We start from the raw sequence: 14,476 nt of genomic DNA on the forward strand, positions 1-14,476 counted from the left end.
GCATTGATGTGATCACAAAAACTGTTTAGTATGGCCGTACTATAAAAATGAATCTATCACGTCTTTGGATATCATGGCTTTACCTAAAACACTTATTCGGCTTTTTAAGCCATATATACTCTTATTAATGGTAGGAATGCTTTATCTTGCTATCACTCAATTAGAAAAAGTAGAAAAAATAGCAACAGAACAATCATCATCAAATATTCATACCGCAAATTCTATCATTCGCTCAAACATTGAAGCAGCATTCGGTAAACTCTACTTCCTAGAGACCAACTTAGACTTATCCAAGACTTCCAATTTTAATGATAAAAAATTTCGAGACGTCAGCGAGAATATTCTACAAAAGATACCAGACTTCTCCGATATCATTCGATATCAGCCTCAATCTCAGAATTACATTTCCACACAAGGCACTCCTCTTTCAAGAGAACAAATTTCGGCTATACAGTGGCATCCACTCAACAGCGTTGTGAAAAACTTCTATCTCTCTTCCATTTATCAAAAAACCAATGGACGTTGGGTTTTCGCGGTTAAACACACCACGGAAAAATTGAAAGAAGAAATATGGGTTGAGTTTGACCTTCTGCAAGCGACACAAAACTTAAGAAACTTAAAAATTCTTAATGATGGCTATGTGTTTGTGGTTGATCGCGCGACTGAACGACTCGTCTTCCACCCAGATCCGAAACGCATCGGCTCAAAGTCAATCAGCTACCATGCTGGGATCAGCCAGCGAGTTTTACAGGGTGAGACGTTCGGTAAACACGAATACTACTATCAAGATAATTTCAAAATATCGGTATTTGATGCGGATAATAGCTTAAACTGGGTATTCATCGCAGGTACAGATCGCCACGATATTTTGACCAGCTCACACCAATTCACGTTAACAGGAATCGTCCTCGGCTCACTGCTTCTGTTATGGGTTGGGGCCAATTATCTGGCTTACCATTTAAATGTATCGTTGTCGCAACTTAACAAGGTTGATGACCTTGTAAGCTTTAAACAAGAGCTAAAGTCCATACTGGATAGCTTTACCTATCATAAAGGTATCCAATTCTGCCTATATCAACCAGAGAGTCATTCATTCAATACGATTGACTACCACGGAAACCAAGCTACGGTACATTATGATAGATCTCTTGCCGATCAGTTTGCACTGGGTACTCTGGTTTATAAAAGCGGAAAATACGCGGATCCCTTGGCGCATAAACTCAAAATACACCAGCGCCACTATTGCATTCCTCTGTCCTCGCGCAATCAGTTGATCGCGGTGCTCTACGTTAACGCCAGATTACCAATCAACCAGAGCATCCTCCGTATGATAAGAGATTATACTGAAGTCTCTTTGTCTAATTTGCTGCTCCACCATCAATTGAGTAACAAAGATCCAATGACACAGTTGGACAACACAAATCGTTTTAATATCGAAATAGAAAACTACATCAACGAACCTGATACCTATGTCGCTCTATTTGATATCGATAACTTTGACCACTTAAACCGTACCTACGGTGACGCAGTTGGAGACAAGATGATAAAGATGACGTCTGAATCGATACGTTGGAACTTCCCTAAGCCAAAAAGTCTTTGTATTGCACGTGTTGGGGGGAAAGAATTTGCGGTGTTATTCAAAGCGAATGACACTAAAGACGCCAAGTTCCAGTTGGAACAATGTCGAATAGGCGTTGCCGAGAAGAGCATTACCACACCAGACATCACGCTACCATTAAGTGTCAGTATCGGCTTCTCACGAATAGAAGGTGACAGAACATCTGCGTTAGCGTTAGCAAAACAGGCCAGATTGACCGCGCAGCAGCTCGGAAAAAACCGTGTTGAAGGTCAGATAAGAGACGTCGCACAAGCTTCATAAACATCAGCAAATTCACAGACAGCACGTAGGATTTCACATCTATGTGCTTTTGTTTTTTTATAAAGCCATTACAATGCGCCTTCGATACGACAACACCCTATAACTTTCCAACGACACAAATTTTATGAAGCTTAGTCACCGACTGCAAACTCTCCACTCTCTTGTCAGCAATGATTACCAACATATTTGGGACTGTTGTTGTGATCACGGCTTCTTGGGCGTTCAACTTTTGTCGGACAACAAAGCGCCTCAGATTCACTTTGTTGATATTGTCCCGTCTCTAATGAACGAGCTTAAAGGTAAGCTCACACATTACTTCCCTCAGGATAGCCATACCGAGCAGCACACCTATAGCCAGTGGCAAGTCTACTGCTTAGATGTCGCAGCCATTCCATTGCATAAGCACACCGGCAGACACCTTGTTATTATTGCGGGTGTGGGGGGGGGATCTCACTCAAAAGTTAGTCGATGACATTCACCGTCAACATCCAAACACCGCGATCGATTTCTTGCTTTGCCCTGTGCATCAGCAATTCGAACTGAGAAGCCATTTAAAATCGCTCAACTTCGCCCTTATTGATGAAGTGTTGATTGAAGAAAATCGCCGTTACTATGAGATTTTACTGGTCAGTAATAACCAAGGCGACAGAAAAAATCGTCCACCAGTTCGTGACATATCGAACGTTGGTGACAAGATTTGGATTCCGATTGATCAACAACAATTACAGATCTCTCAGCAGTACAAAGCCAAAACATTACAGCACTACTTGCGAATACAGCAAGGTCAAGAGAAGCAGGGTAAGCTGAGCGAAGTCAAGCACATTATTGAGGCTTACCAAGCGATCTAGCAGCCATCTATTTTCACTCGTCATTGACGGGACAGATTCAATAAAAAAGCCGACAGTTCAGCGAACTATCGGCTTTTTTATTGCCATCGAATCGATAAATTTGAGTTTACGGCTCTTGCTTTCCATAAGCCGTATCAGGCCCATAAATCGTATCAAGATAGTCGTCTTTCTCTTTCCATGTGTTATTCAACCAACTGTGAAAACGACGTTTAAACGCTTTGTCTTCAAAATAATTTCCATTAACGTTTTCATCCATTGGGTGCAATTTAATGCGCACAACAACTTTCGTCATTTTGCCTTTCAACATATCTTCAAATGGTGATGTTTGGTTTTCAGGGTAAGCCAAAGTGACATCCACGATCCCATCTAAGATTGGACCCATTGCAGACAAAGCAAACGCCACACCGCCGGTTTTCGGCTTTAGTAGGTATCGATAAGGTGTCTTTGCAGCCACCAGTTTATCGTGATTTACACGCGTTCCTTCAACAAAATTGACCAAGGTAGTCGGTGCTAGCTTGAATTTAGTACACGCTTTATTGATGGCATTGAAATCATCGTTTCGACGCTCAGGGTTGCGCAACAAAAACTCGCGAGAGTGACGGCGCATGAATGGCATATCTAAGCCCCAACATGCCAAGCCGACAAAAGGGACGTACAGCAATTCATGCTTAAGGAAAAACTTAGTCATCGGCATTTTGTCTTTCAATATTGAAGACAGGATCACGATATCCGCCCAGCTTAGATGGTTCGACATCATCAAATACCACTGCTTCGTTGAGATATCCTCTCCTCCCTCAACTTGCCACTCGATATCGTTGTTAATGTTCAAAATCCATTGATTGAGCGAAGCCCAACACCAAAAAGTGAAATTGGCTAAACGTGTACACGACTTTTGCACAATAGAGATTGGAAGAATCAGTTTGATAAGGCCAAAGAAGCTCACGGTAAACGCAGTCATTGCGGTATTGATGGTCACGAACAACACGTTCAAGGCCATACGAAGATTATCAAGCATAAAAAACGGCTATATTGAGATCGAAAGCCTTCATTATACGCATCTAGAAATAATTCTCTTTAGTTATTGATGCAGCACTACAGGGGTCAAACCACTTGACTCATTTAGCCAGTGTCCAAAGACCCGTTCATCGTTGTGAATCAACAAAAATACCGGTAAATAAGAGGTCTTATATGCGTCATTTACGTATTCCGTCACACTGGGCAATTTGCCACAAGCCCACCTCAATATTGGCATCGAGTAGAGCTGAGCGACGACGCACAATTCAACATTAACGTCTGGTCCGAGAAAGAGACCAAGAAGACGTTCAACACCCGAAAGTAAGATCCATTCAATATTGATGAACTTATAAACAAGCCATCTCGTAAGGTGATTTATAATGTTCAAAAAATGAAGACATAAAGGCCAAATAATCATGGTAATAACAATGGCTAATGGTGATAGACAAGAGTGAAAAACTCTAGCACACTGAACAGAGTTATTCGTTTTAATCCCATTTCAGACAATGAATCAGTGGGTTATTTATATTTTAGGTAAGAGAGGAAGCCATGCTCAACATTGCTTTTTTTAGCTCAAAATCATACGACGAAAAATCATTTAAACTTGCAAAAGGCGAACTCAACGCTGAGTTTCATTTTCACGATTTTCGACTCACGACAACAACAGCAAAAATGGCGCACGATAACGAAGTGGTTTGTGCGTTTGTAAACGACGACCTATCGCGAGATGTGTTAGAGATTCTAGCGCAAGGCGGCACTAAGCTGATCGCGATGCGCTGTGCCGGTTTTGATAAAGTCGACCTAGACGCAGCCAAAGAGTTTGGCCTGCAAGTAGTTCGTGTTCCGGCTTATTCCCCAGAATCGGTAGCAGAGCATACTGTCGGTATGATGATGTGTTTAAACCGTAAACTACATAAAGCGTATCAGCGTACTCGTGATGCGAACTTTTCTCTTGAGGGTTTGGTTGGCTTTAACTTCCACGGCAAAACCGTTGGTGTGATTGGCTCGGGTAAAATTGGCTTAGCGACCATGCGTATTCTGAAAGGTTTAGGCATGAACATTCTGTGCTACGACCCTTATCCAAATCCATTAGCCGTCGAATTAGGTGCTCAATACGTTGAACTCGATAAGCTATACCAAGAGTCTGACGTGATTTCTCTACACTGCCCAATGAGTAAAGAGAACTATCACCTATTGGATAACAAAGCGTTTAGCCAAATGAAAGACAACGTAATGATCGTTAATACTAGCCGTGGTGAGTTACTGGATTCAACGGCGGCAATCGAGGCCCTAAAACAGGGTAAAATTGGGGCACTTGGTCTAGATGTTTATGACAATGAAAAAGAGCTGTTCTTCCAAGACAAATCTAACGATGTGATTGTCGATGATGTATTCCGACGACTGTCAGCTTGCCATAACGTTTTATTCACCGGTCACCAAGCTTTCTTGACTAAAGATGCTTTATTCAACATTGCGAACACCACACTAATCAGTGTTAATGCCTTCTTCACAGGTAAAACCAGCGGTAATGAATTAGTTTAATCATAAACCCGTTCCAAGGTTAAATACCAAGCCACGCTCGTCCTAATGAACGGCGTGGTATTTTCATTTCCACATTGATGCAATGTGGATCCACTAGATACAAAAATGACAATCCTCGGTATCCAAACCATACACACCTTTTCGAATCGCAAGATGCTCTTCTCCCGCTTTTACGCCCATCTCATAACCGGCATCTAAAATGCTTCTATCCATGGTTAAGCGCTTAACCGCGAACGTTTCTGGTGGGGCAATCACTTTAATGGTCGCATCTTTGGGTGGGTTACGAATAAACGCCAGAGACTGATTGTAGTTTTCGGCACGCACCGCCATCGACTCGGCAATGTGGGGAAATTTCTTTAACAGTTTTTTCAATATCCATTGATGCTTCTGAGGTTTCATACGGTAGCTCAGAGGATGAGAAAGAATCACGGTAATATCACGCGCCCCCCGACGATATGCTTCACGAACTGGGATTGAATCAGCGACACCTCCATCGGTATAACAGCCACCAGAGAAACACGGGGTTTCACGATAGGCGATAGGTAAAGCCGTTGTCGCTTCAATTACGTTGGAGAGATTGTCAGGCTTAATATTATAGTAATCGGCGCTACCCGTATCGATGTTCGTTACAGCAGCGATGAGTGGGATACTTGAAAACAGCTCACCACAATCCAGCGGATAACGTTGATTAGATTCGTTCCACAACCACTTAACGTCCACCAAATTACCACCTTTAGCAAAACGAGCAGGATTAAAGAACATCTTATCCGTCGCCATCGTGGTAATTACGTTATAGCTTCGCTTAGGCGCATGAGATAAATAACCGATAAGATTCGATGCACCGGCAGATACACCGATGGCAAAATCATAAGGAAGAAAATCGTCTTTGATAAAGGCGTCTAATACTCCAGCGGCAAAAATCCCTCTCATTGCCCCACCTTCTACGATTATTGCTTTTTTATTCATCTCAAACCCAACGACGTTATATTCTGATAGCAGAATAATAGGCTCATCAATCGTAGAAAGATAATGGGTAAAACATATCAGTTCGATAGACAAAAACTATCAACTCAAGTCATGCGAAGCTTAAGGAGTTCGTTTGACTAGAGAGCCAAACCACACGTTAAATTGCCCAATATTAGGTCACTTGGTGAACCGCAAGATCAAAAAAAGCCATTGAGCGGTGAACTCAATGGCCTTTCGACAACTAGCTTAAATCATCGATTATGAACTAAATTCACTCACATCGATCTCAAGCAACTTACCAATACCTTCACCATAAGCAGGATCCGCTTTATAACAGTGTCTTAGGTGGCGCAGTTGAATCTCTTTCGGTACACCGCCTAACGCACGCGCGGTGTTATCAAACAGAATCGCTTGTTTCTCTGGTGTCATCAAGCGGAACAGATCACCCGGTTGTGAGAAGTAATCATCATCTTCACGGTGGTCCCAATGCGCTGCCGCACCATCAAGATTCAGTGCCGGTTCTGCAAACTCTGGCTGCTCTGCCCATTGACCTTCGATGTTTGGCTCATAGCCTAATGTGCTACCAAAGTTACCATCAACACGCATTGCGCCGTCACGGTGATAGCTGTGTACAGGACAACGAGGTGCGTTAACTGGAATATGTTGATGGTTAACACCCAAACGGTAGCGCTGTGCATCACCGTAAGCAAACAAACGACCTTGCAACATTTTATCCGGTGAAAAGCTAATACCCGGAACCACATTCGCAGGATTGAAAGCTGATTGCTCCACTTCTGCGAAGAAGTTTTGCGGGTTACGGTTTAGCTCAAATTCACCCACTTCAATCAACGGATAATCCGCATGTGGCCAGATCTTCGTTAAATCGAACGGGTTGTAAGACACTTTTGCCGCATCCGCTTCTGGCATGATTTGTACTTTTAGTGTCCATTTAGGGAAGTCTTGGTTATCAATGCTTTCAAGCAAGTCACGTTGGTGGCTTTCGCGGTCTTCACCAATCAATTTTGCCGCTTCTGCATCAGATAAGTTTTTAATACCTTGTTGAGATTTGAAGTGGAATTTCACCCAAAAACGCTCGTTATCGGCATTAATAAAGCTGAACGTGTGGCTACCAAAGCCATGCATGTGACGGTAAGTCGCAGGGAGACCGCGGTCACTCATCACGATAGTGACTTGGTGTAACGCTTCAGGTAGAGAAGTCCAGAAATCCCAGTTGCTCTTGGCACTGCGTAAATTCGTGCGAGGGTCACGCTTCACCACATGGTTAAGATCTGGAAACTTAAGAGGATCACGAAGGAAAAATACTGGAGTATTATTACCCACCATATCCCAGTTGCCTTCTTCAGTATAAAACTTCAACGCAAAACCACGAATATCACGTTCAGCATCCGCTGCGCCACGCTCGCCAGCTACCGTTGTAAAACGTGCAAACAGGTCGGTCTTTTTACCTATTTCAGAAAACAGTTTGGCTTTGGTGTATTGAGTGATGTCGTGCGTCACTGTAAATGTACCGTAAGCCCCTGAACCTTTCGCGTGCATGCGGCGCTCAGGAATGACTTCACGATCAAAGTGCGCCATCTTTTCTAAAAACCAAACATCTTGAAGAAGTTGAGGGCCATGCTTGCCTGCAGTTTGAACATTCTGGTTATGAGCAACAGGACAACCTGCTGCTGTAGTTAGTTTTTTACTCATGATCGATTCCTTAGAGGGTAAATGTGCACAATCGTTGTGACACCGTAAATTTAAGTAGATCCAGTATTTAAACCATTGAATTAGTGTGGATAAAGAATAGGTCGGCATTAAAAATAAACATAATCGTTTCTATTTATCTTTGTTATAGATAAAACCTATCAAGTTGACTGTTCATTTCTTCACACGAGACTGAACAACAACATCCCCGCCAAAGTTGGCATAATCCCATAAGAAAGACCATGATATCAGTTTGCGATCAAATTCCACTACTTGCATATTGAAATCATAGTTTGAGGGCATCGTTCAAAACTTTGGGCTTAGCAGAGTGGCGTTGAATTAATCGATGATGATATAGTCCACCATAATAAAATATATTGGATATTATCATGCACTCTAGCGACATTATGAAACTGGCAAATTTGGGCGTTAATATCGAAATTTCAAAAGATTCTTCATTGCATCCTTCTGATGCGTTAGAGGTCGTGAAGATTGTTGCTGAAATCGGTAGCCAAATCGTCATCAAGAAGAAATACCATACGGACTACCTAATTAAGATGGCTGAAGTAGGCCGTGATCATGTAACTATTGCTGTTTAAGAACAGCCACTACTTCGAAATTGACATAACCTTTGCTTCAATAAGCTTAGAGCACCATGTTGATATAAAAATGCAGCATATTGGGGGCAATATGCTGCATTTTCTCTTTTCGTTAGGAGCATTGAGAACGCAAAGAGAAACCCGTTAATCATTCTAAGTAGAGCTAGTGGTCAAACAACATCGGAACACCCGTTTGCACACATACCTCGTTCAAACGCTTTTGTGCCGTCAGAATATTCTCTTTCCAACGCTCATCTTGAGCCCACATCTCAATCACGAGTGGTACGACACACTCCGTTTCTTTCAATGTTTCAAAAATGGCATTGAAGTCCACTTCACCGTCACCAATAACCAGATCTCGGAACTGCCCTTTGTATTCGTCAGTCACTTTATAAGTGTCTTTGAGATGAATTTGAGTGATACGAGGCTTACTCAGTTTGAGTTCCGTCACTATGTCGTAGTTCCAACCAGAAATATTGCCCACATCTGGATACGCCGTGAAATACGGTGAATTGACTTCACGACTCAGTACTTCAAACTTGCTCAAAGAGTTCAAGTAATCGGTATCCATGATCTCGACAGCGAGCATAACCCCTGATCTTTCCGCCAACTGCGCCGAAAGCTTCATGCCTTCAATGAACCTCTGGTGAGTCACTTTATCAGCGGGCTCATAGTAGACGTCATACCCAGCAAGTTGGATGGTACGAATACCCAATTTGTAAGCGAGTGAGATTGCTTTCTCCATATGGATGACAGCTTGTTGACGAATCGCCGGATCAGCGGATCCAAATGGGAACTTGCGATGCGCGCTTAAACACATGGATTGCAGCGGGATACCATGCTTTTCACAGAGGCGACGCAAGGCATACACTTCATCGTCATTCCAATCCAGTCGGCTGCGACGCTCGTCTGATTCGTCTACCGATATCTCAAGAAAATCAAAGCCGAGTTCTTTGGTTTGCTTAAGTTTATCTTCCCAACTGAGTTCGTTAGGTAGGGCCTTCTCATAAAGCCCGACACGGTGGCGTAATAAGTTTTGGTACATAGCGCCTCCTAGTTCCAGTAACGGTCGATCTGAGCTTTTAGCGCTTCTGCTGTTTCTTTACCTTTATCACCCGCAAGTGCTCGGCCTGCGATGAAGGTTTTCGCTTTAATGCCTTCAAATAGGTAAAGGTCTTCAGGCACGATACCGCCTGTGATAGAAAGCTCAATGCCCATTTCAGACAGTGCACGCATTTTCACTAGATCTTCTTCCGTCCAACCTACACCAGCTAATTCAGCGTCACGAGAACGGTGGTAAATCGCTTGTGAAATACCTAAGTCTACCCAAGATTGAGCGTCGTCCATGGTCCAGTTTCCGTAAATTTCGATTTGGATTTCACCATTAAATTCATCAGCAACTTTCTTACAGGCACCAATAGTCGCGATGTGTGCGGCTGCAGAAACGGTAATCCAATCAGCGCCCGCTTCGAATGCCATACGAGCCAAAATTGCGCCGCCATCGGTGGTTTTCATATCGCACACAAGGATATGGTCTGGGTGGTTTTTACGAAGTGTAGAAACCGCAGTCATCCCTTCAGCAAAAGCCAAAATAGTGCCCACTTCAATCACATCAACAAAGCTTTCAACGTTGTTTGCCACTTCAATTGCAGCAGCAAGATTTGTTTGATCTAGGGCGATCTGAATCATTGGTTTAGTCATGTTGTTATCCTTTAATTTGTTCACGTATTAGACGGGCTAAGCCATCATGGTTGTTATCTGTTGAGCACACGCGTTGAACGTGTGATTTGACGATGTCATCCGCATTGAGCATCGCTACTCCGAATCCGGCGTACTTAAGCATGGAAATATCATTGTGGTTATCGCCGACGGCAATCACGTCTGTCGGTTGGTAACCAAGTTCTGAGACATATTCAGCAAGGCGTAGGCCCTTACTGTTACCTTTCGCTGCAAAGTCGATTCGGTTTGACCAAGAACGCTCACCGTTGAAGTTCTCTTCAATCCATGGGTGCTGCATTAAACGGTCGACTGAATCTTGGCTCCCCTCCACCACAAACTTCCAAACGTGTTCAGCTTGTTGAGCGGCTTCTACGAATGATTCCACTTGGTAAATTTGTGGGCGATGTTGCTCTGGTGCCGTTTCAGCCCAGCTTTCCAATGCCAGCATGTAGGCAAATGGGTTGTACTGCGAGTACGTCATGGCATGAGTGATGTACATCACCATCTTGAGCTGAAACTCGTCAGCCATATCAATGAAAGCAAGTGCCTTATCTTTCTCTATGGCGTTTTGAGTCAATACCGTTTCAGTTTGATAATCATAAACATAAGTGCCGTTACAGCAGATGATTGGCGTATCTAACCCCAATTCGTAGTAATAAGGTCGTGCAGCTGTGTGGTGTCGACCCGTAACAATTACGACGTGACAACTTTGTTTGGCTTCTTGAATCGCCTTTTTTACTTCTGGATGAATCGTGTGATCATCCTTCAACACGGTTCCATCGAGATCTAACGCCAGCACTTTATACATAGAGTCCTCTCACTTATTCCCCTGAAGTCGGGCCTAATTAATATTGAAGCTACTTACAATAGAAACCACTTAAACGGCTTACTTAAACAAAAAGCCGATTTACTGTTGGCCGTAATAAGCATTTTCACCGTGCTTACGTAAGTAGTGTTTATCGGACAGTTCTGGCTGAATTTTGATGCCGCTGTTCAAGGTGCGCGTTGCCAACGCCATTGCCGACACTTCTTCTAATACCACCGCGTTATGAACGGCGTCGTTGGCATCTTTTCCCCAAGAGAACGGTGCATGTCCTGCAACAATCACGCTAGGAACGGCCATTGGATCGATTCGACGCTGCTTGAACTCTTCAATGATCACCAAGCCCGTATTTTTCTCGTACTCTTCAGCAATTTCAGAGTGAGACAATCGACGTGTACATGGGATGTCACCGTAAAAGTAATCAGCATGAGTGGTGCCCAAGGCTGGAATGTCGATACCCGCTTGCGCCCAAATGGTGGCACTGCGTGAGTGCGTGTGAACAATGCCACTCACTTCAGGAAATGCTTTATAAAGCTCTAAGTGCGTTGCGGTGTCGCTTGAAGGGTTGAGTTTGCCTTCAACAACCTTGCCTTCTAGATCGACGACCACCATGTCTTCAGCTGTCAGGTCGCTGTATTCAACACCCGATGGTTTAATCGCTATCACTCCGTTAACACGATCAAACTCAGAGACATTACCCCAAGTGAATGTCACCAAACCGTATTTAGGGAGCTGCAAATTTGCTTCTAAGACACGTTGTTTCAATTGGCTATATTTAGACATATCGACTCCTTAAGCCGCTTCCGCTTGCAACAAAGCAGCATCAATTAAACGCGCGACTTCTTCTGGACTTTTGCAGGCACGAAGTTTTGAGAAGTCTTCATCAAATTCAATCAAATTCGCGACTTGCATCGTCCCTTCGATGTGCTCTTCTGAGTCCTTACCCGCGAGCGTAATCAACACATCAACAGGCTCATCAACGCCTTCAAACGTAATTGGCGTTTCAAGCACGGTTAATGCAAACCCGGTACGAATAACACCATCTTCAGGACGGCAATGAGGCAGTGCGAACGCATCGTGAATACAGATATAAGGGCCTTCTTCACCAATCGCTTTAGTAATTGCATCGTAGTAACGCTCTTCAGCCACGCCCGCTTTCACCAATGCGTCAGTACCAAGCTTAATTGCGGCTTTCCAGTCAGCGGCTTTTGCATTCAGTAGGATAGAGTTATTCTTGATAAGAGATTCTTTTAAGTTCATGTTATTACTCACTTATATAATTGTTTTTATTGACTCAGCAGTGCACTACCACTGAGCCATTTATCATTATTTGTGGAAGTGGTTCTCGATGATGGAAACCAGCTCGTCACCGAAAGTTTTCACCATAATCATGTTCTTCACCGCAAGCTGTTGCTTACCTTCCGGTAACCCCGTGATCTTCGCGGCCAGAGCAACCGAAGTCACAATGATGTCGAATGAACCAAGGTGCGATTTGTAATCGGTGATAGCGCTGTTAAAGGTCGAACTTGGGATACCTTTCTTGTCCAAGTACTCTTTGATTTTCTTAGAGCACATCATTGAAGATCCTTGCCCTGAGCCACAGCACACTAAGACACGAACCGGTTTTTGGTCAGCGGTTGGCAAGATTCGTGTTTCTGATGTTGTAGAAGCTGCCGTTGTTGAAGCTGCTGTTGTTGAAGCTGATAGTGCTTCAGCGGTTGCTGTCGATTGTTGTGGAACCGCGACTTCAACCTCAATGCCTTCAGGCGTTACTGCGGTCATTGTTTCAGCGGCAGCTTCTGCGTCTTCTTCTGCTCGTAGTTGCTTAGAAGCGAAGAACATGTAAACGCCCGCCAAAGCCAAAATCACAAAGAAGAACATGCTAGAGCTAGAGATACCTTGCATGATTGGCGGGAACACAAGCGCCCAGTCAGCCATACCCATCCAGCCGTTAAACTCAGTACCAGATTGAGCAAAGATATGAATTGCCCAAGCCGAACCCACCACCTCGATGATGCCCATCACGAAACAGATCTTCATCACTGCTTTCCAACCACCAAAGTGGTTAGCAAACACACCGATAGTTGCGTTCGAGAAGAACATTGGGATAAAGCCAGGAATGATCATAATTGGTGCGTCAAACGCTAGCATTGCAAGAACAGCGGTGAATTGACCCACTGCGCCCCACATAAAACCAAATACCATTGCGTTCGGAGAGTAGGCGTAAATAGCCGCACAATCGATGGCTAAAACAGCGTTAGGAATAAGGCGTTGAGAAATACCGTTAAATGCCTCGGACAGTTCCGCAACGAACATACGAACACCGGTAACGATAACTTGAATCGCAACAGCGAATTTCAAACCTGTTTCGAAAATGTAGATGAGCCAGTGCGTTTTACCGGCCATCTCTTGAAGATTATCAAGGCCAAACGAAAGAAGGATAATTCCGAAGAAGCCCGTCATCACTAATGTTGTTGCTGCAATACTGTCGTGGAAAATATGTAACCATTTAGGCAGTTTGATGTGGTCAACACTGTCATTCTTATCGCCAAGCTTCGGGGCAACTTTGGTCGCAACCCATGACGCAAACTGTTGCTGGTGACCAATAGAGAAACCCGCCCCGCCCGTGACTTCTTGAGTCGGCTTGAACATGATGTTTGAGGAAATACCCCAGTACAATGCCATTAATATTGCTGAATAAATGATGGTTTCCCACATACTTGCACCAAGCACGAAGTAGAAAACAGCAATGAGGCCAGCTTGCTGGAACATGATATGCCCAGTCAGCATGATGGTTCTGATACCTGTAATACGGCGGAAGGCTACAAGTAGAATATTTAGCCCAAGAGCCAGTAATACTGCATACCCAACCCAAGAGTAATTGTCGCCCATGGTTTCCATGGTGGACATCATGGAGGTGTACGGGTCAATGACCGATCCTGTCAATCCATGTATTTCACTCATTTTTTCAATAACCGGTTTAAAACCCGCTACCAATGTTCCTGCACCTACCTGCACTATCATGAAACCAACGATGGTTTTTATAGAGCCGGAGATAACAGTTGTTGCGTCACGTTTTAGAAGGATGTAGCCGAGACAAGTAACAAGACCGAGTAGCAACGGTGCTTTGGTCATTACCTGACTGTAAAAAATATAGAAAATATCATATAAGAATTCCATATCTTTACCCCTGATTAATTTTTAATTTTAATGATTTGTAGGATGTGATGATTCTAGTTTTGCTCACGAACTAGACTTTACCAATCAAAAGTAATCATTCAATGCTCACTTGTGATTATTTTGATTTATATCAATTAACCACATCCAGAATGTATCTAATTGAGCTTTAGATCACACACAAAAACAACAAACACTATAA

The 14,476-nt window shown here is 43.5% G+C and carries 12 protein-coding genes and 2 pseudogenes; 5 read left to right on the forward strand and 9 right to left on the reverse strand.

Features of this window, described 5'->3' with window-relative positions; genetic code table 11:
* The first annotated feature begins 136 nt into the window (after positions 1–136).
* Both L4B77_RS07310 and L4B77_RS07315 read left to right on the forward strand, forming a co-directional pair.
* A complete protein-coding gene (locus tag L4B77_RS07310; protein WP_429749455.1) occupies positions 137–1,879 on the forward strand; it encodes a sensor domain-containing diguanylate cyclase in 1,743 nt (580 codons plus the stop codon).
* 124 nt (positions 1,880–2,003) lie between these two features.
* Positions 2,004–2,727, forward strand: a pseudogene (locus tag L4B77_RS07315) (tRNA (adenine(22)-N(1))-methyltransferase).
* A 106-nt stretch (positions 2,728–2,833) separates the two neighbouring features.
* On the opposite strand, the gene yihG reads toward L4B77_RS07315, so the two are convergent.
* Entirely contained in the window at positions 2,834–3,742 is a 909-nt protein-coding gene (yihG, locus tag L4B77_RS07320) for a 1-acylglycerol-3-phosphate O-acyltransferase, YihG family (RefSeq protein WP_372040848.1), read from the reverse strand.
* Positions 3,743–3,943: 201 nt separating this feature from the next.
* Between yihG and L4B77_RS07325 the strand changes: the two are divergent.
* Positions 3,944–4,066: pseudogene (locus L4B77_RS07325) on the forward strand (DUF1971 domain-containing protein); the annotation flags it as partial.
* 224 nt (positions 4,067–4,290) lie between these two features.
* Positions 4,291–5,283: a 2-hydroxyacid dehydrogenase gene (locus L4B77_RS07330; RefSeq protein ID WP_372040846.1), complete on the forward strand. Its 993-nt coding sequence runs from the start codon at positions 4,291–4,293 to the stop codon at positions 5,281–5,283.
* A 93-nt stretch (positions 5,284–5,376) separates the two neighbouring features.
* On the opposite strand, the gene L4B77_RS07335 is transcribed toward L4B77_RS07330, so the two are convergent.
* Both L4B77_RS07335 and katE2 read right to left on the reverse strand, forming a co-directional pair.
* Complete coding sequence (locus L4B77_RS07335; RefSeq protein WP_429749458.1) at positions 5,377–6,249, reverse strand: patatin-like phospholipase family protein; 873 nt, start codon at positions 6,247–6,249, stop codon at positions 5,377–5,379.
* A gap of 258 nt (positions 6,250–6,507) precedes the next feature.
* Complete coding sequence (gene katE2, locus L4B77_RS07340; protein WP_429749460.1) at positions 6,508–7,959, reverse strand: catalase KatE2; 1,452 nt, start codon at positions 7,957–7,959, stop codon at positions 6,508–6,510.
* A gap of 386 nt (positions 7,960–8,345) precedes the next feature.
* On the opposite strand from katE2, the gene L4B77_RS07345 reads away from it, so the two are divergent.
* Complete coding sequence (locus tag L4B77_RS07345) at positions 8,346–8,555, forward strand: hypothetical protein (protein ID WP_065583766.1); 210 nt, start codon at positions 8,346–8,348, stop codon at positions 8,553–8,555.
* Positions 8,556–8,718: 163 nt separating this feature from the next.
* Here L4B77_RS07345 and L4B77_RS07350 read toward each other — a convergent pair whose 3' ends face one another.
* From L4B77_RS07350 to L4B77_RS07375, 6 genes are all read right to left on the reverse strand, one after another.
* Entirely contained in the window at positions 8,719–9,600 is an 882-nt protein-coding gene (locus L4B77_RS07350; RefSeq protein WP_429749462.1) for an L-ribulose-5-phosphate 3-epimerase, read from the reverse strand.
* 8 nt (positions 9,601–9,608) lie between these two features.
* Entirely contained in the window at positions 9,609–10,256 is a 648-nt protein-coding gene (locus L4B77_RS07355; protein WP_261840570.1) for a 3-keto-L-gulonate-6-phosphate decarboxylase UlaD, read from the reverse strand.
* Between the two features lie 4 nt (positions 10,257–10,260).
* Positions 10,261–11,082: a pyridoxal phosphatase gene (locus L4B77_RS07360; protein WP_429749465.1), complete on the reverse strand. Its 822-nt coding sequence runs from the start codon at positions 11,080–11,082 to the stop codon at positions 10,261–10,263.
* A gap of 99 nt (positions 11,083–11,181) precedes the next feature.
* Positions 11,182–11,880 (reverse strand): L-ribulose-5-phosphate 4-epimerase, encoded by a 699-nt coding sequence (locus L4B77_RS07365; RefSeq protein ID WP_429749467.1) that lies wholly within the window; start codon positions 11,878–11,880, stop codon positions 11,182–11,184.
* A gap of 9 nt (positions 11,881–11,889) precedes the next feature.
* Positions 11,890–12,357, reverse strand: a complete 468-nt coding sequence (locus L4B77_RS07370; RefSeq protein WP_017069724.1) for a PTS sugar transporter subunit IIA — start codon at positions 12,355–12,357, stop codon at positions 11,890–11,892.
* Positions 12,358–12,423: 66 nt separating this feature from the next.
* Positions 12,424–14,277, reverse strand: a complete 1,854-nt coding sequence (locus tag L4B77_RS07375) for a PTS ascorbate-specific subunit IIBC (protein WP_429749470.1) — start codon at positions 14,275–14,277, stop codon at positions 12,424–12,426.
* Positions 14,278–14,476 lie beyond the last annotated feature (199 nt).

The sequence above is a fragment of the Vibrio minamisatsumaniensis genome (genome assembly GCF_050337445.1).
GTDB lineage: Bacteria > Pseudomonadota > Gammaproteobacteria > Enterobacterales > Vibrionaceae > Vibrio > Vibrio artabrorum.

Coding starts and splice junctions, on each gene's coding strand:
- L4B77_RS07310 (WP_429749455.1), top strand. CDS start 137: ATGCTTTATCTTGCTATCACTCAATTAGAAAAAGTAGAAAAAATAGCA.
- yihG (WP_372040848.1), bottom strand. CDS start 3,742: ATGCTTGATAATCTTCGTATGGCCTTGAACGTGTTGTTCGTGACCATC.
- L4B77_RS07330 (WP_372040846.1), top strand. CDS start 4,291: ATGCTCAACATTGCTTTTTTTAGCTCAAAATCATACGACGAAAAATCA.
- L4B77_RS07335 (WP_429749458.1), bottom strand. CDS start 6,249: ATGAATAAAAAAGCAATAATCGTAGAAGGTGGGGCAATGAGAGGGATT.
- katE2 (WP_429749460.1), bottom strand. CDS start 7,959: ATGAGTAAAAAACTAACTACAGCAGCAGGTTGTCCTGTTGCTCATAAC.
- L4B77_RS07345 (WP_065583766.1), top strand. CDS start 8,346: ATGCACTCTAGCGACATTATGAAACTGGCAAATTTGGGCGTTAATATC.
- L4B77_RS07350 (WP_429749462.1), bottom strand. CDS start 9,600: ATGTACCAAAACTTATTACGCCACCGTGTCGGGCTTTATGAGAAGGCC.
- L4B77_RS07355 (WP_261840570.1), bottom strand. CDS start 10,256: ATGACTAAACCAATGATTCAGATCGCCCTAGATCAAACAAATCTTGCT.
- L4B77_RS07360 (WP_429749465.1), bottom strand. CDS start 11,082: ATGTATAAAGTGCTGGCGTTAGATCTCGATGGAACCGTGTTGAAGGAT.
- L4B77_RS07365 (WP_429749467.1), bottom strand. CDS start 11,880: ATGTCTAAATATAGCCAATTGAAACAACGTGTCTTAGAAGCAAATTTG.
- L4B77_RS07370 (WP_017069724.1), bottom strand. CDS start 12,357: ATGAACTTAAAAGAATCTCTTATCAAGAATAACTCTATCCTACTGAAT.
- L4B77_RS07375 (WP_429749470.1), bottom strand. CDS start 14,277: ATGGAATTCTTATATGATATTTTCTATATTTTTTACAGTCAGGTAATG.